Raw genomic sequence first — 22,146 nt, forward strand, 5'->3', positions numbered from 1 at the left:
TTGAGCTTAGCCGCCATGAAATTAAACACATCACATGGCGCATGCCCTTTTTATTCTGAAAAACAGTTAAAGGAATAATTATGGAAAAGCATTACGTCGGTTCGGAAATTGGTCAATTGCGTAGCGTTATGCTGCACCGTCCTAATTTAAGTCTGAAACGGTTAACCCCCTCAAACTGTCAGGAGCTGCTATTTGATGACGTGCTCTCGGTTGAACGGGCGGGTGAAGAGCATGACATCTTCGCAAACACGCTGCGCGAGCAGGGTGTGGAAGTCCTGCTGTTGACCGACCTTCTTACGCAAACGCTTGATATTGCTGAAGCAAAAGCCTGGCTTCTTGAAACACAAATCTCCGACTATCGTCTGGGACCAACCTTTGCCGCCGACGTGCGCGGCTGGCTGGCGGATATGCCGCACCGCGAACTGGCGCGCAGATTAAGCGGCGGATTAACCTACGGTGAAATTCCGGCGGCCATTAAAAATATGGTGGTCGATACCCACACGGCGAATGATTTTATTATGAAGCCGCTGCCGAACCACTTATTTACCCGCGATACCTCATGCTGGATATATAACGGCGTCTCCATTAATCCGATGGCGAAACCCGCCCGCCAGCGTGAAACCAATAACCTGCGGGCAATATATCGCTGGCACCCCGCATTTGCCGACGGCGAGTTTATTAAGTATTTCGGCGACGAGAATATTAATTACGACCACGCCACTCTGGAAGGCGGCGACGTATTAGTGATTGGCCGCGGGGCGGTACTGATCGGCATGTCCGAGCGCACGACGCCGCAGGGCGTGGAGTTCCTCGCCAACAGCCTGTTTAAACATCGCCAGGCCGAGCGCGTGATTGCCGTTGAGCTGCCGAAACACCGCTCCTGCATGCACCTCGACACCGTGATGACCCACATCGATGTGGACACCTTCTCCGTTTACCCGGAAGTGGTGCGCAAGGACGCCCAGTGCTGGACGCTCACCCCGGACGGACGCGGCGGCCTGCTGCGCACCCAGGAAACCGACCTGCTGCACGCCATCGAGAAAGCCCTCGGCATTAACCACGTCCGCCTGATCACCACCGGCGGCGACGCCTTTGAAGCCGAACGCGAGCAGTGGAACGACGCCAACAACGTCCTGACCCTCCGCCCGGGCGTGGTGATCGGCTACGAGCGCAACGTCTGGACCAACGAGAAGTACGACAAAGCAGGCATCACCGTGCTGCCGATCCCGGGCGACGAGCTGGGACGCGGTCGCGGCGGCGCGCGCTGCATGAGCTGCCCACTGGAACGCGACGGAATTTAAAGGAGCCATCATGGAACGAAAACCCACTCTGGTTGTGGCCCTTGGCGGCAACGCGCTGCTCAAGCGCGGCGAGCCGCTGGAAGCGGACATCCAGCGCCAGAACATTGAGCAGGCCGCCCGCACCATCGCCGGCTTAACGGAGCAGTGGCGCGTGGTGCTGGTGCACGGCAACGGCCCGCAGGTCGGACTGCTGGCGCTGCAAAACAGCGCCTACGACAAAGTCACTCCCTACCCGCTGGACGTTCTTGGCGCCGAAAGCCAGGGAATGATCGGCTACATGCTCCAGCAGGCGCTGAAAAACAATCTGCCCCAGCGCGAGGTCAGCGTCCTGCTCACGCAGGTGGAAGTGGACGCCGCCGACCCGGCGTTCAGCAACCCGACCAAGTACATCGGCCCGGTCTACAGCGAAGCCCAGGCTAAAGCGCTGGCCGCGGAAAAAGGCTGGGTGTTTAAGGCCGACGGCAGCTACTTCCGCCGCGTGGTGCCGTCGCCGCAGCCGAAGCGCATCGTCGAGAGTGACGCCATCACGGCGCTGATTCAGCGCGACCACCTGGTGATCTGCAACGGCGGCGGTGGCGTGCCGGTAGTGGAAAACGCCAACGGCTATCGCGGGATCGAGGCGGTGATCGACAAAGACCTCTCCGCCGCCCTGCTGGCGCGCCAGATCGAGGCCGATGCCCTGCTGATCCTCACCGATGCCGACGCGGTGTACCTCGACTGGGGCAAGCCAACCCAGCGTCCGCTGGCGCAGGTGACGCCGGAGCTGCTCAGAGGCATGCAGTTCGACGCCGGATCGATGGGGCCGAAAGTGGCCGCCTGCCGCGAGTTCGTTGAAGCCTGCAATGGGATAGCCGGGATCGGCGCGCTGAATGACGGCGCGGAGATCCTGGCGGGCGAGAAAGGCACGTTGATTCGTAACTGAGTCGTTTTCCCCTCACCCTAACCCTCTCCCAAAGGGAGAGGGAATGTACGCCCCCTCTCCCTTTGGGAGAGGGCCGGGGTGAGGGCATCAGACAGCTAAATTTTAAAAAGGATTTCCCCATGACCATTAACCTGAAAAACCGCAACTTCCTGAAACTGCTGGACTACACCCCGGCGGAGATCCAGTACCTGATCGATCTCGCCATCGAGCTGAAGGCCGCCAAAAAAGCCGGACGCGAAAAACAAACCCTGGTCGGGAAAAACATCGCCCTGATCTTTGAAAAAACCTCCACCCGCACCCGCTGCGCCTTCGAAGTGGGTGCGTTCGACCAGGGCGCGCAGGTCACCTACCTCGGCCCAAGCGGATCGCAGATCGGCCACAAAGAGTCGATGAAGGACACCGCGCGCGTGCTGGGCCGCATGTATGACGGCATCGAGTATCGCGGCTACGGCCAGGCCATCGTTGAAGAGCTGGGCGAGTACGCGGGCGTGCCGGTGTGGAACGGCCTGACCGACGAGTTCCACCCCACCCAAATTCTCGCCGATCTGATGACCATGCTGGAGCACTCTCCGGGCAAAACCCTGCCGGAGCTGAGCTTTGCTTATCTCGGCGATGCGCGGAACAACATGGGTAATTCGCTAATGGTCGGCGCGGCCAAAATGGGGATGGATATCCGCCTTGTGGCGCCGAAATCCTTCTGGCCGGAGGCGGGCCTGGTTGAGCAGTGCCGTGCCATCGCCAAAGAGACTGGCGCACGCATCACCCTCACCGACGACGTGGAGGAAGGCGTGCAGGGCACCGATTTCCTCTACACCGACGTGTGGGTCTCCATGGGCGAGCCGAAGGAAGCCTGGGCCGAGCGCGTCAGCCTGATGAAGCCTTATCAGATTAACGCGGACGTGATGAAGGCCACCGGTAACCCGAACGTCAAGTTCATGCACTGCCTGCCAGCGTTCCACAACGAGCACACCAAAGTGGGCCGCGAAATCGAAATGGCGTACGGCCTGAAGGGGCTGGAAGTGACGGAAGAGGTCTTCGAATCACCGAACTCCATCGTCTTCGACGAAGCAGAGAACCGCATGCACACCATTAAAGCGGTCATGGTGGCGACACTCGGCGACTAATCACCGCCCGGCGCGCCGCGGGGTGCGCCGGGTTCAGGAGAACATCATGGGCAAGTTCAAGTTTCCCTCCGCTTACACCATTCTCTTTTTTCTGATTGCCGTGGTTGCCGTGCTGACGTGGATTGTTCCGGCCGGGCAGTACCATATGGCAATGAACGAGGCGCTCGGTAAAGAAGTGCCGGTTGCTGGCACCTACGCGCACGTGGCAGCGCACCCGCAGGGGCTGGTTTCGGTGCTGATGGCGCCGATTGCCGGGCTGTACGATCCGGAGTCCGGCCAGGCCGGGGCCATCGACGTGGCGCTGTTTATTCTGATCATCGGGGGATTCCTCGGGATCGTCACTAAAACCGGGGCGATAGACGCCGGGATCGAGCGCGTCACCACCCGGCTGCGCGGACGCGAAGAGTGGATGATCCCGATCCTGATGGCGCTGTTTGCCGCAGGCGGCACGATTTACGGCATGGCAGAAGAGTCGCTGCCCTTCTATACCTTACTGGTGCCGGTGATGCTGGCGGCGCGGTTCGATCCGGTGGTTGCTGCGTCCACCGTGCTGCTCGGCGCGGGGATCGGCACCCTCGGCTCCACCATCAACCCGTTCGCCACGGTGATCGCCGCCAACGCCGCCGGGATCCCCTTCACCAACGGCATCATGTTGCGCATCGCGCTGCTGGTGATCGGCTGGATCATCTGCGTGGCGTGGGTAATGCGCTATGCCCGCAAGGTGCGCAAGGATCCGTCGCTGTCGATCGTGGCGGATAAGCAGGAAGAGAACCGCGCCCACTTCCTCGGCAACAAGGGCGAGCAGTCGCTGGAGTTTACCCCGGTGCGCAAACTCATCCTGGTGATCTTCGCCCTCGCCTTCGCGGTGATGATCTACGGCGTGGCGGTGCTGGGCTGGTGGATGGCGGAGATCTCGGCGGTGTTCCTCGCCAGCGCGATTATCGTCGGGCTGATCGCCCGCATGAGCGAAGAGGAGCTGACCTCAACCTTTATCAACGGCGCGCGAGATTTGCTGGGCGTCGCGCTGATTATCGGCATCGCGCGCGGTATCGTAGTGATCATGGATAAGGGCATGATTACCCACACCATTTTGCACAGCGCCGAGGGAATGGTCACCGGATTGTCGACGGTGGCGTTCATCAACGTGATGTACTGGCTGGAAGTGGTGCTGTCGTTTCTTGTGCCTTCTTCGTCCGGCCTGGCCGTTCTGACGATGCCGATCATGGCGCCCCTTGCCGATTTCGCTAACGTCAACCGCGACCTGGTGGTTACGGCTTACCAGTCGGCGTCCGGCATCGTTAACCTGATCACTCCCACCTCTGCCGTCGTGATGGGCGGGCTGGCTATCGCCCGCGTGCCCTACGTGCGCTATCTGAAATGGGTCGCGCCGCTGCTGGGGATTTTAACGGTGGTGATTATGGTGGCGTTAAGCCTGGGCGCCCTGTTGTAATTTGCCGGATGGCGCTGCGCTTATCCGGCCTACGGATCGGTGCGGTGCCACCGGTTATTTCGGGAACTGATATGGGAATTATGATGGATTACGAAGAGTACTCTCCCAAAGAGCAACTACAGCTAACGGTCTGCCAGCGTCTGATCGCGGAAAAGAGCTATCTCTCCCAGGAGGAGATCCGCCGCGACTTACAGGAGCGGGGTTTTGAGACCATCAGCCAGTCCACCGTTTCACGTCTGCTCAAGTTGCTCGGTGTCATAAAAATTCGCAATGCCAAAGGGCTAAAGATTTATTCGCTGAATCCCCAGCTGCGCCCGGCCCCCGACGCGGCGCGTACCGTCTCTGAAATGGTGGTGAGCGTGGAGCACAACAGCGAATTTATCCTTATCCATACCGTCGCCGGATATGGCCGCGCGGTGGCGCGTATTCTGGATTATCACCAGTTACCGGAAATTTTAGGCGTGGTGGCCGGAAGCAGTATTGTCTGGGTCGCGCCCCGCGTGGTGAAGCGCACCGCGCTGGTGCATAAGCAAATTAATTATTTACTCAGAACGCATTAATATTCATAAAGAACCGTTTGCATTGAGTAAAGCGTGCATTAAATCGCTTGATCCCAAAAGCGAGCTGCGTATAATGCCCGACAATTTGCCGGGAGGAAGCATGGTCAAGCGTGTACGACATATCGTCTTACCGCGTCTGAAATCAGACGCTGGCCTGCCGTTTTTCTTCCCGTTGCTAAACCTATTCCCAGAGCCCCTCATTTGAGGGGCTTTTTTTTGCCCGGCGTCAGGAGATAAACATGAATCCGCTTTATCAAAAACACATCATTTCCATAAACGACCTCAGCCGCGAAGAGCTGGAACTGGTTCTGGAAACCGCGGCAAAACTGAAGGCCAATCCGCAACCGGAGCTGCTGAAGCACAAGGTGATTGCGAGCTGCTTCTTCGAAGCCTCCACCCGCACCCGCCTCTCCTTTGAAACCTCCATGCACCGCCTCGGGGCGAGCGTGGTGGGCTTCTCGGACAGCAGCAACACGTCGCTGGGCAAAAAAGGCGAGACCCTGGCGGATACCATTTCAGTCATCAGCACCTACGTGGACGCGATTGTGATGCGCCACCCGCAGGAGGGCGCGGCGCGTCTGGCGACCGAGTTTTCCGGCGGCATTCCGGTGCTGAACGCTGGTGACGGTGCCAACCAGCACCCGACGCAGACCCTGCTGGATCTGTTCACCATTCAGGAGACGCAGGGCACGCTTGAGAACCTGAACATCGCCATGGTCGGCGACCTGAAATATGGCCGCACCGTCCATTCCCTGACCCAGGCGCTGGCGAAATTTAACGGCAACCGCTTCTTCTTCATCGCGCCGGACGCGCTGGCGATGCCGCAGTACATTCTCGATATGCTGGACGAAAAAGGCATCGCGTGGAGCCTGCACGCCAGCATCGAAGAGGTGATGGGCAACGTGGATATTCTCTACATGACCCGCGTGCAGAAAGAGCGTCTTGACCCATCCGAGTACGCCAACGTGAAGGCGCAGTTTGTGCTGCGCGCCAGCGACCTCGAGGGCGCGCGCGACAACATGAAGGTGCTGCACCCGCTGCCGCGCATCGATGAGATCACCACAGACGTGGATAAAACGCCGCACGCCTGGTACTTCCAGCAGGCCGGAAACGGCATCTTCGCCCGCCAGGCGTTACTGGCACTGGTTCTGAATCGCGAATTAGCTCTGTAAGGGGAGACGACCATGACACACGATAACAAACTCCAGGTTGAAGCCATCAAGCGTGGCACCGTGATTGACCACATCCCTGCGCAGGTGGGCTTTAAGCTGCTGACGCTGTTCAAACTCACTGAAACCGACCAGCGCATCACCATCGGCCTGAACCTGCCGTCGGGCGAAATGGGCCGTAAAGACCTGATCAAGATCGAGAACACTTTCCTGACCGACGAGCAGGTCAACCAGCTTTCACTGTACGCACCGGACGCCACGGTTAACCGCATCGACGATTACGATGTGGTGGGAAAATCTCGCCCAAGCCTGCCGGATCGCATCGAAAGCGTGCTGGTCTGCCCGAACAGCAACTGCATCAGTCATGCTGAGCCGGTTTCCTCCAGCTTTGCAGTGAAAAAGCGCGCCAATGACATCGCACTCAAATGCAAATACTGCGAAAAAGAGTTTTCTCATTATGTGGTGCTGGCCAACTAATTGAGGTTGGTAATGAAATCCCGGCTGTTATAATGGCCGGGAACATTCTTAACGCTGTAATTCTGGAGAAAAAATGAGCAAAGTACTCGCGACGGAAAATGCACCAGCGGCTATCGGCCCATACGTTCAGGGCGTTGATCTGGGCAGCATGATCATCACTTCTGGTCAGATCCCGGTGAACCCAAAAACCGGTGAAGTGCCAGCCGACGTAGCGGCGCAGGCGCGTCAGTCGCTGGAAAACGTGCAGGCGATCGTCGAATCTGCCGGTCTGAAAGTGGGCGATATCGTCAAAACCACCGTGTTCGTGAAAGATCTGAACGATTTCGCCACCGTTAACGCCACTTATGAAGCGTTCTTCACCGAGCACAACGCCACCTTCCCGGCGCGCTCCTGTGTGGAAGTGGCGCGTCTGCCAAAAGACGTAAAAATTGAAATTGAAGCGATTGCCGTACGTCGCTAATTTATTTCAATAAAGAGAAGGCAGCTCAGGCTGCCTTTTTTTATTGCGACCATTTTTACTCTCTCCAGGCAATGACGCATCCCCCACTCCATTAATAGACTGACGCTGCCTTGTTATATTCTAATTAATGGATGAAGAATGAAACTCTCTAAGATCGCGCTGGCCGTTGCCACATTAGCGGTTGCGTCTTCCGCACTTGCACACGGATATATAGAATCCCCCGCCAGCCGCGCTTATATGTGTAAGCTCGGCCAGAATATTGACTGTGGCTCTGTACAATATGAACCGCAGAGCGTAGAAAAGACCTCCGGCTTCCCGACGGGCGCAATGCCGCCTGACGGCCAGCTTGCCAGCGCCGGTATTGCCAGCTACTCCCAGCTTGATAAGCAGAGCCTGAACGCCTGGACCAAAAGCCCCATGACGGCAGGCCCGCATGAATTTGTCTGGCACCATACCGCGCCGCATAAAACCACCAACTGGCGTTATTACATTACCAAACAAAACTGGGACCCCAATAAACCGCTGACCCGTGACCAGTTCGAATTAACGCCGTTCTGTACTATTAACGGGAATGGTCAGGCACCGTCCATGACAAAATCCATGACCTGTAATGTCCCGGACCGTACGGGCTACCAGGTTATTTATGGCGTGTGGGAAATTGCGGATACCACAAACAGTTTCTATCAGGCCATTGACGTTGATTTCGGTAACGGCGGCAACGTCACGCCGGACGATACCCCAGCGGTAATATCCCAGTGGAGTAAAACCCTGAGCGGACAGATTGCCGGGAATAACCTGAACGTGGGCGATAAAGTGATTGCACGCTTCTTCGACGCCAACGGGGAAGTTGCCGCCCTGCGTACTGAAATGACCATCGGCTCTTCAGAACAAGGCGACGCTAACCAGTGGTCCTACGATCTGGCGCAGAAGATCAACACCGCTCATAGCGATGTCCGCGTCGGTGTGAAAGATGAAGCCGGTGAAATTAGTCCGGTTCACGGCGCCAACAGCGTATTCGTGAAAGATGGCAGCACGCTGAGATCCGTTGCCATCTCTTATGAAGAGCAAAAGGCGCAGGTGAGCGAGACCATCGCCGTTTCCGATCTGCAATACAGCAAAATCGAACATGGCAATGTGATTGTGACCTTCCATGTGAACACGCAGGGTGACGTTAATTTTGAAGCGCACGTGATGAACCACCACGGTGCCGAAAAAGGTTACCTGAAGCAGGATATGAATAACGTCAATCAAAACGTGACCATGACGCTGACTGACGTCACGGCGGGCCACCATATGCTGAAATACTACGCCACCAACAAAGACGGCACCCTGTTCGCGCAGGACGTGCTAAACCTGATGCTGGAAAGCGACGCGGCGGACAGCAGCGGCCCGCATGACTTTATCTTCCCGGACAGCATTGCCTCCTACAAAGCGGGCACCGTGGTGTTACAGCCTAAAAACGGTAAGACCTACGAGTGTAAACCGTTCCCGTATAGCGGCTACTGCGTGCAGTACAGTCCAACCGCAAACCAGTTTGAGCCGGGCGTGGGCGCGCACTGGAAAGAGGCGTGGGTGCTGAAGAACTGAGTTGCCTTCACGCCCGGCGGCACTTCGTTTGCCGGGCCTACACGTCACGTAGGCCCGGTAAGCGTAGCGCCACCGGGCGCATTTGTTACTGATTCCGCGTCGCCCTAAGCAGCGTCTCCAGCGGATATACCGCCGCAATCACCACCTCGTCCTGAACCTTCGCTGCGTTATCCAGTTCGCTCTGAATCGACGCGATCTCGTTGTCGTCCAGCGTGCCCTGGCGCGCCACCAGATCCGTCAGCCTCAGGCCAATCGAGGCCAGCTTATCCACCTCCTGAATCACCGGCTTGATCGCCTTCAGCTGATAGCTGTTTTCGCTTAGCGCCAGCGCATCGCTGGTGTTGTTCTGCCAGCGGTTAAAGACGTGGCGCAGCGCGTCGGCGCTTTCCGTGTCCTCCGCGTCGCTCACCAGACGGTCCGCCCATTTATTCATCTGACGCACGGTGGCGCTTTCCGCGTTTAGCGCGTCAGCGAGCCGGTTGAGCGGCTCAAACTGATGATAGTTTCCGGCCTGGAACTTAAGATGCTGGCGGGTGTAATACTGCGCCGGTTCAAGCGCCTGGGCGAGAATTTGCAGCGGCAGGGTATCCGCATTGTTGGCGAGGCGCGTGAACTGCACCTGCTGCTGGGTATGCTGCTGTAGTCCAGCCGACACCGTCGACCAGCTGTCCATCGCCTGGAGCCGGGTATACATGTTGTCGATGTCGTTGACGTCCTTCGCCGACCATAGCCGCTCCGCCACCGCAAAGGCGCGCGGCCACAGACGGATATCAAGCACCGGCGCGACCACGTTTTCCGCCCACAGCGCGGCTTCGCCGCCGAGCAGATTGGCCTCGTTCGCCGGGTCCGGCACCACCGGCGGTATGCCTTTTGGCACCGCGTCCAGACGTGTGCCGTCGATCGGGTAGCGGGCGTTACCCACCAGGAAATAGCCGCTGAGCTTATCGTTCTCAACGGAAACGACCGGACGCGTTTCACCCATCCAGGTATCAACGGTAAACGTTACCTGGTTGTCGTCCCGCCACTGAATGTTCTCCACCGCCCGACGCGATTTCCCGGCAAAATCAATGAATCCACGCCACCCGGCATCGCCTTTCACCAGCGTAAAGCTGCCTTCCACCGGCTTGCCTTTCAGACGCGGCATGGAGAAAGCCCAGCTCTGGACGCTGTCGGTGTCCGCTATCACATCCACGCCGTTCAGCCCCTGCGGCACAATTTCATTGCGGTAGTGGTAGGCGGTGGATTGCGGCTGATCGAGGTAGAAACCGGTTGATAGAATGCCCTTATAACCGTTCTGCGCCACCTGCCCCAGCGCGTCCTGTCCCTGCCAGGACTGGATCAGAATGCTTTTCGGCAGATCGGGATGGTAGATCTCATCCCAGCCAACCATCTGCCGGTGGTGCTTCTCAAGGATCGTCTCCAGCTTGCGGTTGAAATACGCCTGCAACGCGTGGCTGTCCGCCAGTTTGTTGTCGCGCATAAACGTCTGGATCGTAGCGTTCGCTTTCCACTGGCTGTCGTCAACCTCATCGCCGCCAATATGCAGATACGGATCCGGGAAGATCGCCGCCAGTTCGCTGACCATCGCGTCGGCAAAGGTATAAGTTGCCTCTTTGGTTGGATCCAGCACCGGCTTCAGCACGCCCCAGTGGCGCTCCATGGCGTACGGCCCCGGCGCGCTCATCAGCTCCGGGTAGGCGACGGCAATCGCCGAGGCGTGGCCCGGCATATCAATTTCCGGCACCACGCGTATGCCGCGCTCGGCAGCGTAACGCACAATCTCGCGCATCTGCTCCGGGGTGTAGAACAGCCCATCGCTGGCAAGCTGGGTTAATTTTGGATAACGTTTCGAGGTAAAGCGCCAGCCCTGATCGTCCGTCAAATGCCAGTGCAGGACGTTGAGTTTGGCCGCGGCCATGCCGTCGATCTGGCGTTTAATATCCGGAATCGGGAGGAAGTGGCGCGCCGAATCGAGCAGCAGCCCGCGCCACGGGAAGCGCGGCGAATCTTCAATGGTCACCCACGGGATCGAGGTGTTTTCGGCGCCGTTCTGCATCAGCTGAAGCAAGGTTTCCATGGCGCGCAGCGCGCCGAAGCGGGTGTTGGCAGAGATATTTACGCCGTTGGCGTCCACCGTGAGTTTATAGCTCTCATCGCTGTCAGGCAGCGGCTGCGGCTTCACCTTTTTGGCGATGGCGATGCGGATGGTCGGCTTGTCAGGTTTTTCGGCCTGCGGCTGTAGCGTCCAGCCGGTTTGCAGCGAAATGCGCTGGCGCAGGCGGTTGACCGCATCCCCCAGATCGTCGCCGCTGACGCTCACAGAGAGTTGATTGTTAAGCACCAGCGCGCCCTGAGTGGTCGGGCGTTCAACCTTCGCAGGCCAGGGCATTAAGGGAAGGTCGCCTGCCGGGGCGGCAAAGGCGGAGGCGCCGAGCATGAGCCCGGCGGTTAAGAGGCTGTACCGTAACATGAATGTTCCTTATCTGACGGGCCAAATACAGGCAAAACATTCTGTTAACATGCGCTCAAATTGTCGTCAAGCGAATGCGCCGACGGAGATCACAGGTTGTTGAATTTGGGAGGAAAGCCAGCTGCCGGGTGGCGGCTTCGCCTTACCCGGCCTACGTTCGGATCGTAGGCCCGGTAAGCGCAGCGCCACCGGGCTTGCCGTTACTGCCATCCATACCGGCGCGCATAGAACCCTTTCACCATCTGCGTCAGCACCATGTAGCCCGCGAGGATCGCCACCAGCCACGGGAAGTAGCTCAGCGGCAGCGCCTGAAGTTGCAGGTAGCTTGCCAGCGGCGAGAACGGCAGCGCGATCCCGAGCGCCATCACAATGCCCGTCATCACAATCAGCGGCCACGCGGCACGGCTCTGGATAAACGGAATGCGGCGGGTGCGGATCATGTGCACAATCAGCGTCTGAGACAACAGTCCCACCACGAACCAGCCGGACTGGAACAGCGTCTGGTGTTCCGGGGTGTTGGCATGGAAAACAAACCACATCAGGCAGAAGGTCAGAATGTCGAAGATAGAACTGATCGGCCCAAAGAACAGCATAAAGCGCCCCAGATCGGCGGGGTTCCAGCGCTGCGGCTTCTGGATCTGCTCGTCGTCCACGTTATCAAACGGGATCGCTACCTGAGAGACATCGTACATCAGGTTCTGGATCAGCAGATGCAGCGGCAGCATCGGCAGGAACGGCAGAAACGCACTCGCCACCAGCACGCTGAAGACGTTGCCGAAGTTGGAGCTGGCGGTCATTTTGATGTATTTGAGCATATTGGCGAAGGTGCGACGCCCTTCGATGACGCCCTCCTCCAGCACCATCAGGCTCTTTTCCAGCAGGATGATATCCGCCGCCTCGCGAGCAATATCCACCGCGCCGTCCACGGAGATACCAATGTCCGCCGCACGCAGCGCGGGCGCGTCGTTGATGCCATCGCCCATAAAGCCGACCACGTGCCCTTCACGACGCAGCAGGGTAACGATGCGCTCTTTATGCATCGGCGTCAGGCGGGCAAACAGCGTGGTGCGTTGGGCAAGCTCGGCCAGCTCATCGTCGGACAGGTGCTCAATGTCGCTCCCCACGACGACGTCGCCCGCGTCCAGGCCGACTTCGTGGCACACTTTGGCCGCCACCAGCTCGCTGTCGCCGGTGAGGATTTTGACGGTGATACCGCTCGCTTTCAGCGCTTTTAGCGCCGGCGCGGTGGTCTCTTTCGGCGGATCGAGGAATGCGATGTAACCTTCGAGGATCAAATCGGATTCATCGATACGCTGGTAGTCACCTTCCCGCGCAGGCAGGAACTTGCTGGCTACTGCCACCACGCGCAGCCCCTGACGGTTCAGGTTATCGGTGACGCGTTTGATGCGGCGCAGCATGGTCTCATCCAACGGCACGATCTCGCCGTTATGGCGCACCTGCGTGGAAACATTCAGGATCTCCTGCAATGCCCCTTTGCAGATCAGCTGATGTACGTCCGCCTGCTCGCTGACCACCACCGACATGCGGCGGCGCTCGAAGTCGAACGGGACTTCATCCACCTTCTGCCAGCGACCGGAGAGCGTGCGGGCAGACTCCTCGTCCACCCCTTCCAGCACCGCCACGTCGAGCAGATTTTTCAGCCCGGTCTGATAGTGGCTGTTCAGCCAGGCGCTGTGGAGCACGCGCTCGCTGGTTTTTCCGGCGATGTCGGTGTGGTTCTCCAGCACGATTTTGTCCTGCGTCAGGGTGCCGGTTTTATCGGTGCAAAGGATGTCCATCGCGCCAAAGTTCTGGATGGCGTCGAGGTGTTTGACGATCACCTTTTGTTTAGAGAGTTTGACCGCCCCGCGCGCCAGCGTGGACGTGACAATCATCGGCAGCATTTCCGGCGTTAAGCCAACGGCCACGGAGAGCGCGAACAGCGCCGCTTCCCACCAGTCGCCTTTGGTGTAGCCGTTGATCAGCAGGACAATCGGCGTCATAACCATCATAAAGCGGATCAGCAGCATGCTGACGCGGCCAATACCTTTCTGGAACGCATTCGGCTCGCTCTCCTGCTCGCTGACGCGTCCGGCAAGCTGTCCAAACCAGGTATTGCCGCCGGTGGCGGTGACAATCGCCTGCGCGGTGCCGCTGACCACCGTGGTGCCCATAAAGCACAGGGTGTCGCACTCCAGCGGGTTCATCTGCTGCGGATCGCGGGTCCGCGCTACCTTCTCTACGGGCAGGGATTCACCGGTGAGTGACGCCTGCGCGACGAACAGATCCCGCGCCTGGATGACGCGTAAATCCGCCGGGATCATGTCCCCCGCCGCCAGCTTCACCAGATCGCCCGGCACCAGCTGGTCAATGGGAAGCTCAATCCAGGCGTTTTCGCCGAGGTCGTTAATCACGCGCGACACGGTGGCGGTGTTGCTGACCATCGCTTTCAGGGCGTCCGCCGCTTTGGTGGAGCGCGCTTCCTGAATAAAGTTCAGCAGCGTGGAGATCCCCACCATCAGGGCAATCACGCCTGCGGCAAACAGATCTTCAGTGGCGTAAGAGATAATCCCGAGCACCGTCAACAGCAGGTTGAACGGATTGCGGTAGCAGAGCCACAGGTGGACCCACCAGGGAGAGGGTTTCTGCGCCGGGATCTGGTTATCGCCATGTTCCGCGCGGATTTTTGACACTTCTTGCGCGTTCAGCCCTTCCGGGTGGCCGCCAAAGGCGCGCCAGACTTCGTTTTCATCCATCGCCGCCACGTTCAGGCAGCGCTCGGTCAGGGAAGCGGGGATTGCCGCTCCCGCCATGGTGTTGGCATTTGGCAGCGGATCGCGCGCAATCAGGCGATGTGGCAGGTGACGGCTCAGCAGCGCTTGCAGCTGCCGGGTGATATTCTTCAGCATAGTCATTCCCCCGCATCCGCAAAGGCGGACGCAGTTTTCCCGCAGGCGTGGCAAAGCCGTACCTGTCAGGCACTTAATTTATCAAGCAGGAACGTATGAACGTTGCTGCCTCACGCCGGTGAGACAGCAAAAGGCTGGCTTACCGGAAAGAAGGTTTTCTCCTGGTCAGGAGAGGTGTGGGATCGGGATCCATGTGGCCTCCGGTAAGTAAAAAGTTGGGTATCGGCACGCAGTATAGTGATTTATCCATACCGTTTGTGACTAATCGGGCGGTATTATAACGCCCTGCAAATAAACCGAACGTAAACCAGACTTTGCCCATAGCGAATTCGCAGGATAGCATTAGGCTCAATTGATTATTTTATCGTTGTTACAGGGAATACAGCATGCAGAACCGCCTTACGATTAAAGATATCGCGCGTTTAAGCGGCGTGGGGAAATCGACTGTCTCACGCGTGCTGAACAACGAAAGCGGTGTCAGCGAGCGCACACGCGAGCGCGTCGAGGCGGTGATGAATCAGCACGGTTTTTCCCCTTCCCGCTCCGCGCGCGCCATGCGCGGGCAGAGCGATAAAGTGGTCGCCATTATTGTCTCGCGTCTGGATTCCCTCTCCGAAAACCTCGCCGTACAGACGATGCTGCCCGCGTTCTACGAGCAGGGCTACGATCCGATCATGATGGAGAGCAAGTTCTCCGCGCAAATGGTGGAGGAGCATCTCGGCATGCTTCAGCGCCGTAATATTGATGGGGTGGTGCTGTTCGGATTTACCGGCCTAAAAGAGGACGTGCTTAAACCCTGGCAGCCGTCACTGGTGCTGCTGGCGCGCGACGCCAGCGGGTTTGCCTCTGTCTGTTACGATGACGAAGGGGCGATCGTGATCCTGATGCAGCGCCTGTATGAACAGGGCCATCGGCATATTAGCTATCTCGGCGTGCCGCATGCCGACATCACCACCGGCAAGCGTCGCCACGAAGCGTACCTGGCGTTTTGTAAAAAACACAATCTTCCCGCCGTGGCCGCGCTGCCCGGTCTGGGTATGAAACAGGGATATGAACAGGTCGCCAGCGTGCTGACGTCACAAACCACCGCCCTGGTATGCGCCACGGATACCCTTGCATTGGGTGCGAGCAAATATTTGCAGGAGCAGCGCATCGGGGAACTGCAATTAGCGAGCGTGGGAAGCACGCCGCTGATGAAGTTCTTACACCCGGAGATTATCAGCGTTGATCCGGGTTACGCCGAGTCTGGCCGGCAGGCTGCCGCGCAGCTGATCGAGCAGATTACCGGGCGTACCGAGCCCCGTCAGATCGTTATTCCAGCCCATCTCTCATAATTCTTTTGAATAGATTATTGTGATCTTCGCCCGATTTCGGGAACGTTCCCATTTTCGCCGTCACGTTGAAGGAGTAGGCTTGCGCACAGGTCATAACCCCTATCACCATCTGTCATGAGGTTTCATGATGAGTAAAGTCAAACAAACAGATATCGATCAGCTGATCGTCCTGGTCGGCGGACGCGATAACATCGCCACCGTCAGCCATTGCATTACCCGCCTGCGCTTCGTGCTGAACGATCCGGCCAAAGCCAACCCGAAGGCCATTGAAGAGCTTTCTATGGTTAAAGGCTGCTTCACCAACGCCGGGCAGTTTCAGGTGGTGATTGGTACCGAAGTGGGCGATTACTATCAGGCTCTGCTGGCGACTACCGGGCACTCTTCCGCCGATAAAGAGCAGGCGAAGAAGGCCGCGCGCCAGAATATGAAATGGCATGAGCAGCTGATTTCCCATTTTGCGGAGATCTTCTTCCCGCTGCTGCCAGCGCTGATCAGCGGGGGCTTAATTCTGGGCTTCCGTAACGTCATCGGCGATGTGCCAATGAGCGACGGCAAAACCCTGGCGCAGATGTACCCGGCGCTGCAAAGCATCTATGACTTCCTGTGGCTGATTGGCGAAGCGATCTTCTTCTATCTGCCAGTCGGGATCTGCTGGTCCGCGGTGCGCAAGATGGGCGGAACGCCAATTCTCGGTATCGTGCTCGGCGTGACGCTGGTCTCTCCGCAGTTAATGAACGCTTACTTACTTGGTCAGCAAACGCCAGAGGTGTGGAACTTTGGCCTGTTTACCATCGCCAAAGTCGGCTATCAGGCGCAGGTGATCCCGGCATTGCTGGCGGGCCTGGCGCTGGGCTTTATTGAGACGCGCCTGAAGCGCATCGTGCCGGATTACCTCTATCTGGTGGTGGTCCCGGTCTGCTCGCTGATCCTGGCAGTGTTCCTGGCGCACGCCTTTATCGGTCCGTTTGGCCGCATGATTGGCGACGGCGTGGCCTTCGCGGTCCGTCACCTGATGACCGGCAGCTTCGCGCCAATCGGTGCCGCGCTGTTTGGCTTCCTCTACGCTCCGCTGGTGATCACCGGCGTGCACCAGACCACGCTGGCGATTGATATGCAGATGATCCAGAGCCTCGGCGGTACGCCTGTCTGGCCGATCATCGCCCTGTCTAACATTGCGCAGGCCTCGGCGGTAACCGGCATCATCATCGTCAGCCGTAAGCACAACGAGCGAGAGATCTCCGTTCCGGCTGCCATCTCCGCTTACCTCGGCGTCACTGAACCGGCGATGTACGGTATCAACCTGAAATACCGCTTCCCGATGCTCTGCGCGATGATCGGCTCCGGTCTGGCGGGCTTGCTGTGCGGCCTGAACAGCGTGATGGCGAACGGGATTGGCGTCGGCGGCCTGCCGGGTATCCTCTCCATTCAGCCCGCGTTCTGGCAGGTATTTGCGCTGGCGATGGCGGTGGCGATTATCATCCCAATGGCGCTGACTACTGTGGTTTACCAGCGTAAGTTCCGTCAGGGCACGTTGCAGATTGTTTAATTCTCTCTTTCGGGGCGCAGTTGCGCCCCTTCGCATTTGCAGGAACGTACTATGAATACCCTTCCTCACTGGTGGCAGAACGGCGTCATCTATCAGATTTACCCAAAGAGTTTCCAGGACACCACCGGCAGCGGCACGGGCGATCTGCGCGGCGTGACGCAGCGCCTGGACTACCTGAAAACCCTCGGCATTGACGCCATCTGGCTGACGCCGTTTTATATCTCCCCGCAGGTGGATAACGGTTACGACGTGGCGAACTACACTGCCATCGATCCGACCTACGGCACGCTGGACGACTTTGACGAGCTGGTTGCCCGGGCGCATGAACGCGGCATCCGCATCGTGCTGGATATGGTCTTTAACCACACGTCCACGCAGCACGCCTGGTTCCGTGAGTCGCTGGATAAAGCGAGTCCGTACCGCCAGTTCTATATCTGGCGCGACGGTACGCCGGATACGCTTCCCAACAACTGGCGCTCCAAATTTGGCGGCAACGCCTGGCGCTGGCACGCCGAAAGCGAGCAGTATTATCTGCACCTGTTCGCACCGGAGCAGGCGGATCTCAACTGGGAAAACCCGGCGGTGCGCGCCGAGCTGAAAAAAGTGTGCGAGTTCTGGGCCGATCGCGGCGTGGACGGCTTGCGTCTGGACGTGATTAACCTGATTTCAAAAGATCAGGATTTCCCGGACGATACCCTCGGCGACGGTCGCCGCTTCTACACTGACGGGCCGCGCATCCACGAATATCTCCAGGAGATGAGCCGCGACGTCTTTACGCCGCGTAATCTGATGACGGTGGGCGAGATGTCCTCCACCTCGCTGGAGAACTGCCAACAGTACGCGTCTCTTGACGGCCGCGAGCTGTCGATGACCTTTAACTTCCACCACCTCAAGGTAGACTACCCCGGCGGCGAAAAATGGACGAAGGCGAAGCCGGACTTCGTGGCGCTAAAAACCCTTTTCCGCCACTGGCAGCAGGGGATGCACAACAAAGCCTGGAACGCGCTGTTCTGGTGTAACCATGACCAGCCGCGCATCGTGTCGCGCTTTGGTGACGAAGGGGAACACCGCGTGGCGGCGGCGAAAATGCTCGGCATGGTGCTGCACGGGATGCAGGGCACGCCGTATATCTACCAGGGTGAAGAGCTGGGTATGACCAACCCGCATTTCAGCCGTATCACCGACTACCGCGACGTGGAAAGCCTGAACATGTTCGCCGAACAGCGGGCTAACGGTCGCGATACGGATGAACTACTGGCGATTCTGGCGAGTAAGTCACGCGATAATGGCCGCACGCCGATGCAGTGGGACGCCTCGCATAATGCGGGCTTTACCGAGGCCGAGCCGTGGATTGGCGTCTGCGACAACTACGAAACCTTGAACGCCCGCGCGGCGCTGGACGACCCCAATTCGGTGTTTTACACCTATCAGTCGCTGATTCGCCTGCGCAAAACCCTGTCGGTACTGACGTGGGGGGATTATGAGGATCTCCTGCCTGACCACCCTTCCCTGTGGTGCTACCGCCGCCAGTGGCAGGGACAAACGCTGATGGTGGTGGCTAACCTGAGCCACGCGCGCCAGCAGTGGCAGCCCGTCCCCGTAGAGGGAGCATGGCGGGTGGCACTCAGCAACTATGAAGAGGTTCCCTTCCGACCCGATACGTTGCTATTGCGCCCGTTTGAAGCTATCTGGTGGGTGCAGGAATAAACCTCAGGAGATACAGCATGCTGTATCTCTTTTTTTATGTTTAGCGATACGCTAAATGTACGACGATAACTTTTACAATATGGCGCACTCAAAATAAAAATAGCCTGCCAATTAAATAACCTCGGCAGGATATTATGAAAAAGATAATTATTAAAGCAACGTGTATTAGCGCATTATTATTGAGCACACAGGGATGGTGCGGGAATACGTCCGTCGACCTTCGCTTTGGTCATAATACGCGCTCAGACGTAAATGATTCACGCATTAAGGTCATGCATCAGGCGAATAACGGTTTTTACTTCTCCGTTGAAGCCGCACAAAACCATAATGATACGTTTTTTGGTGATACCGACAGATATAATCCCGACGACAAGGGGTTAACGGAAGCGGCACAGGAAATCGAAACGCGCTGGCGTTTTGATCTGGGAAATGGTTTCGCCGTTGCGCCTGGCATGGTGACGGTTTTCACCGCCAGCAATACGCATTACCGCCCCTTCATTCAGGGCTGGAAAGCCTTCGATAACGGTCTGAATCTCTCCGCCCGTTACCGCTATAACACCGTCAATGACGCGCACAGCGATAAAGAACTCGACGGCAGCGGTTATACTCGCCGCCAGTCACACCAGTTCGACATTTGGTTCGCGTATAACATCGGCAAATTCGGTATGTCCTATAACCCGCGCTTCCGCTGGCAGGATAACGTCGATCAGGGAACCGGGGATGACACCTACTGGGAGCATACCGTCGCGTTCAACTACAAGCTCGACGATGGCTGGACGCCATACGTCGAACTGGTTTCACTGGATAAAACGTACATCAATAATGACGGCAACCATGAAAATGATTATGCCGTACGTCTGGGAATAGTGAAGCAGCTCTGACGGCCTGACTACACCGTATCGTGCTGTAGCAGCCTACAGCCGATACGGTCCACGGCGCTTAACAGTTCAAGCTGCCCTTCCCGCTGATACAGCGAAACCGCGTTAATGTCGATTGGTAACGGCCAGCATAGCGTTGAGATCGACGCCAGTGTCGACCCCTGACGGGTAATCGCAATAATCTTCAACCCTTTGCGCAGCGCGTTACGCGCCATTTCAATCAGCGACTGCGTCTCCCCGGATTTACTGATCAACACCAGCGTCCCCTTCGATACGCGTGTCAACTGGTGCATGTCATTCAAAATAAGGTGCGGCAGGCTCGCCAGCGACAAAAAGCGCGACAGGTAGTTGAGGCTGGTGAGCGAGGCTCCCCGTGCGTAAAGATAGATATGGCTGGAATGCGTAAGCAACCTGGACACGTCTGTCACAATATCATCCGGCTGCGGCCCCACGTCGGGTGTAGCAGGTGCAGGTGTAAAATGGTCGCGTAAAAAACGGTACCGAAGCTCGGTATAGCTTTTATAGCCCATTTTTTTACATACACGATTAACGGATGTTGTCGTGGTAAAGGTATCACGGGCAATCTCTTTTGCCGATATATTAGAAATATTACACGCATGATGCTGAATGTATTCAAATATCAAACGTTCACTTCCCTGGAATGAATTCATCTATTACGCCCCGTTTAATCCCGAGATGATATTAACACAACAGAGAAATAGTCTCTGGAAGGCGCTTCACACATTGCATTTACGCGTATCACCATACGTAATTAGTATTAGCAAACATTAAAAACTGTTTTAGGTTCTCTTTATACTTCCCCTGTTTTCACATCCAGGGAATTATGACAATGACGAAACAAAAAGTTGTCGCGGTAACGGCCTGCCCGACAGGTATCGCACACACCTTTATGGCGGCGAATAAAATTATTGCATGGGCTAACGAGCACAATATTGAGGTAAAGGTCGAAACGCAGGGCAGCGACGGCGTTAAAAACCGCTTAACAAAACAGGATATCGCCTCCGCCACGGCCATTATTCTGGCAACCGACGTTCCCATTCAGGATGCCGAGCGTTTTGAAAACATTCCTCACCTTCAAACCCGCACACAAGAGCTGATCAAACATACCGATCGCTATCTGCGTCAGGCGCTGGCAAAGGAAAAAAACGTCACCACTGTCGCACAAGAAGACGATCTTCAGCGTTCGGCTTACCAGATTTTTATTGGCCATATTATGGCGGCCATCAGCTATATGCTGCCGGTGGTGGTGATGGGCGGGCTGATGATGGCGACGGCCAAAATAACCGGGCAGTTTATTAACATCGAACATTCGCCGTTCAGCGTGCTGGATAAAGTGGGCTTTATGACCATTAAGTTCATGTATCCCGTTTTTGCGATGTATCTGGCGTTTTCCATTGCCGGTAAACCGGCACTCATCCCCGGTCTTATTGGCGGCATCATGTCAGACGAAGTCTATAAGCGCTTCTTTGATATCGAAGGCTTTATGCCATCCGGCTTTTTCGGCGCCATTGGTATCGGCTTTTTTGTGGGCTATCTGGTGCGCTGGCTCAATGATTCGATTCACGTCCGCCAGCAGCTCACCACAATTAAAACCATGCTGCTCGTCCCGCTGATCACCGGCATTACGCTGGTGATGGTCATGGAATATTTGATTAACCCGATTTTTGGCTCGCTTAACCAGCTGATGGTGGTCTTTTTTACCTCGGCAGGTGACACCGGGCGCGGGTTCTATTCCGCGATGATTGCCGCGGGCACCGCGTTCGACCTGGGCGGTCCGGTCAACAAGGCGGCAGGCTCGGTCGCGCTCGGCCTGAATGGCATGAGCGAGACGTTTGATTTAACCGCCCGCGAACTCTCCATCGTGATCCCCTCCATTGGCGTCGGCTTTGCTGCGTTCCTCAACGGCCGCTTTGGATTACCGGATGTCTTTAGCCAGGAAGAGAAAACCGTCGGTAGCACCTCGTTGTTGCTGGGCGTGATTGGGATCTCCGAAGGCGCGATCCCGTTCATCCTGAAAAACCCACGTCTGATCCCGGTGTTCATGACCGGTGCCGTCGCCGGCGCGCTGGTCGCCATTACCCTTGGCGTGAAGCAGACGCTGCCTCTGCCAGCCGTCTGGGGCTGGCCGCTGGCAACCAACGTGGCGGGCTACCTGGCGAGCGTCTTTATTGGCGCACTGATTTGCGCCCTGGGCGTGCTCTATGTCAGCCCAAAGAACGCCAGATAAGGGG

Annotated in this window: 18 protein-coding genes and 1 pseudogene; 15 read left to right on the forward strand and 4 right to left on the reverse strand. The window is 57.5% G+C overall.

All coding sequences use genetic code 11. The annotated features are described in order from the left end of the window. Positions 1–80 precede the first annotated feature (80 nt). The 5 genes from arcA to SK62_RS18455 all read left to right on the forward strand — a co-directional run bounded on the left by arcA (position 81) and on the right by SK62_RS18455 (position 5,357). Positions 81–1,301, forward strand: coding sequence for an arginine deiminase (gene arcA / locus SK62_RS18435; protein ID WP_017383903.1), 1,221 nt, complete (start codon positions 81–83; stop codon positions 1,299–1,301). 10 nt (positions 1,302–1,311) lie between these two features. Further along, entirely contained in the window at positions 1,312–2,223 is a 912-nt protein-coding gene (gene arcC / locus SK62_RS18440) for a carbamate kinase (protein ID WP_045141856.1), read from the forward strand. 119 nt (positions 2,224–2,342) lie between these two features. Then, on the forward strand, positions 2,343–3,347 hold the full coding sequence (gene argF, locus SK62_RS18445) for an ornithine carbamoyltransferase (protein WP_003863360.1): 1,005 nt from the start codon (positions 2,343–2,345) through the stop codon (positions 3,345–3,347). 46 nt (positions 3,348–3,393) lie between these two features. Then, complete coding sequence (locus SK62_RS18450) at positions 3,394–4,797, forward strand: YfcC family protein (RefSeq protein ID WP_003863365.1); 1,404 nt, start codon at positions 3,394–3,396, stop codon at positions 4,795–4,797. Between the two features lie 80 nt (positions 4,798–4,877). After that, positions 4,878–5,357, forward strand: coding sequence for an arginine repressor (locus SK62_RS18455; RefSeq protein ID WP_003863366.1), 480 nt, complete (start codon positions 4,878–4,880; stop codon positions 5,355–5,357). Between the two features lie 3 nt (positions 5,358–5,360). Here the strand turns inward: SK62_RS18455 and SK62_RS22990 are convergent. Beyond that, positions 5,361–5,478, reverse strand: a pseudogene (locus SK62_RS22990) (hypothetical protein). On the opposite strand from SK62_RS22990, the gene SK62_RS22515 reads away from it, so the two are divergent. The 5 genes from SK62_RS22515 (at position 5,458) to gbpA (ending at position 9,050) form a co-directional block, all read left to right on the forward strand. After that, entirely contained in the window at positions 5,458–5,562 is a 105-nt protein-coding gene (locus tag SK62_RS22515; protein ID WP_071524139.1) for a pyrBI operon leader peptide, read from the forward strand. The pseudogene SK62_RS22990 and the gene SK62_RS22515 sit on opposite strands and share 21 nt — an antisense overlap. Positions 5,563–5,596: 34 nt before the next feature. Then, positions 5,597–6,529, forward strand: a complete 933-nt coding sequence (gene pyrB, locus SK62_RS18460) for an aspartate carbamoyltransferase (RefSeq protein WP_003863368.1) — start codon at positions 5,597–5,599, stop codon at positions 6,527–6,529. A gap of 12 nt (positions 6,530–6,541) precedes the next feature. Continuing rightward, the gene (gene pyrI / locus SK62_RS18465) at positions 6,542–7,003 is read left to right on the forward strand and encodes an aspartate carbamoyltransferase regulatory subunit (protein WP_003863370.1); all 462 of its coding nucleotides are present in this window, start codon (positions 6,542–6,544) and stop codon (positions 7,001–7,003) included. 73 nt (positions 7,004–7,076) lie between these two features. After that, a complete protein-coding gene (gene ridA / locus SK62_RS18470) occupies positions 7,077–7,463 on the forward strand; it encodes a 2-iminobutanoate/2-iminopropanoate deaminase (RefSeq protein ID WP_003863373.1) in 387 nt (128 codons plus the stop codon). Positions 7,464–7,601: 138 nt separating this feature from the next. Next, entirely contained in the window at positions 7,602–9,050 is a 1,449-nt protein-coding gene (gene gbpA / locus SK62_RS18475; RefSeq protein WP_045330314.1) for an N-acetylglucosamine-binding protein GbpA, read from the forward strand. 85 nt (positions 9,051–9,135) lie between these two features. Here the strand turns inward: gbpA and SK62_RS18480 are convergent, their stop codons facing one another. Next, a complete protein-coding gene (locus SK62_RS18480) occupies positions 9,136–11,520 on the reverse strand; it encodes a beta-N-acetylhexosaminidase (protein ID WP_047718318.1) in 2,385 nt (794 codons plus the stop codon). Between the two features lie 200 nt (positions 11,521–11,720). Continuing rightward, positions 11,721–14,429 carry a magnesium-translocating P-type ATPase gene (mgtA, locus tag SK62_RS18485; RefSeq protein ID WP_047718316.1) on the reverse strand — a complete coding sequence of 903 codons (2,709 nt, stop codon included), beginning with the start codon at positions 14,427–14,429 and terminating at the stop codon, positions 11,721–11,723. A 386-nt stretch (positions 14,430–14,815) separates the two neighbouring features. Between mgtA and treR the strand changes: the two genes are divergently transcribed. The 4 genes from treR to SK62_RS18505 all read left to right on the forward strand — a co-directional run bounded on the left by treR (position 14,816) and on the right by SK62_RS18505 (position 19,897). After that, positions 14,816–15,763, forward strand: a complete 948-nt coding sequence (gene treR / locus SK62_RS18490; RefSeq protein ID WP_017383908.1) for a trehalose operon repressor TreR — start codon at positions 14,816–14,818, stop codon at positions 15,761–15,763. Positions 15,764–15,890: 127 nt separating this feature from the next. After that, a complete protein-coding gene (treB, locus tag SK62_RS18495; protein WP_020480548.1) occupies positions 15,891–17,309 on the forward strand; it encodes a PTS trehalose transporter subunit IIBC in 1,419 nt (472 codons plus the stop codon). A 51-nt stretch (positions 17,310–17,360) separates the two neighbouring features. Next, positions 17,361–19,016, forward strand: a complete 1,656-nt coding sequence (gene treC, locus SK62_RS18500; protein WP_047718314.1) for an alpha,alpha-phosphotrehalase — start codon at positions 17,361–17,363, stop codon at positions 19,014–19,016. A gap of 134 nt (positions 19,017–19,150) precedes the next feature. Further along, on the forward strand, positions 19,151–19,897 hold the full coding sequence (locus SK62_RS18505; RefSeq protein ID WP_017694639.1) for an oligogalacturonate-specific porin KdgM family protein: 747 nt from the start codon (positions 19,151–19,153) through the stop codon (positions 19,895–19,897). A gap of 8 nt (positions 19,898–19,905) precedes the next feature. On the opposite strand, the gene SK62_RS18510 is transcribed toward SK62_RS18505, so the two are convergent. After that, positions 19,906–20,565 (reverse strand): MurR/RpiR family transcriptional regulator, encoded by a 660-nt coding sequence (locus tag SK62_RS18510; protein ID WP_015572516.1) that lies wholly within the window; start codon positions 20,563–20,565, stop codon positions 19,906–19,908. A gap of 179 nt (positions 20,566–20,744) precedes the next feature. Between SK62_RS18510 and SK62_RS18515 the strand changes: the two genes are divergently transcribed. Then, on the forward strand, positions 20,745–22,142 hold the full coding sequence (locus SK62_RS18515; RefSeq protein WP_071842881.1) for a PTS fructose transporter subunit IIC: 1,398 nt from the start codon (positions 20,745–20,747) through the stop codon (positions 22,140–22,142). Positions 22,143–22,146: the final 4 nt, after the last annotated feature.

Source organism: Enterobacter sp. BIDMC109, from assembly GCF_001037885.1.
GTDB classification, from domain to species: domain Bacteria; phylum Pseudomonadota; class Gammaproteobacteria; order Enterobacterales; family Enterobacteriaceae; genus Enterobacter; species Enterobacter hormaechei_C.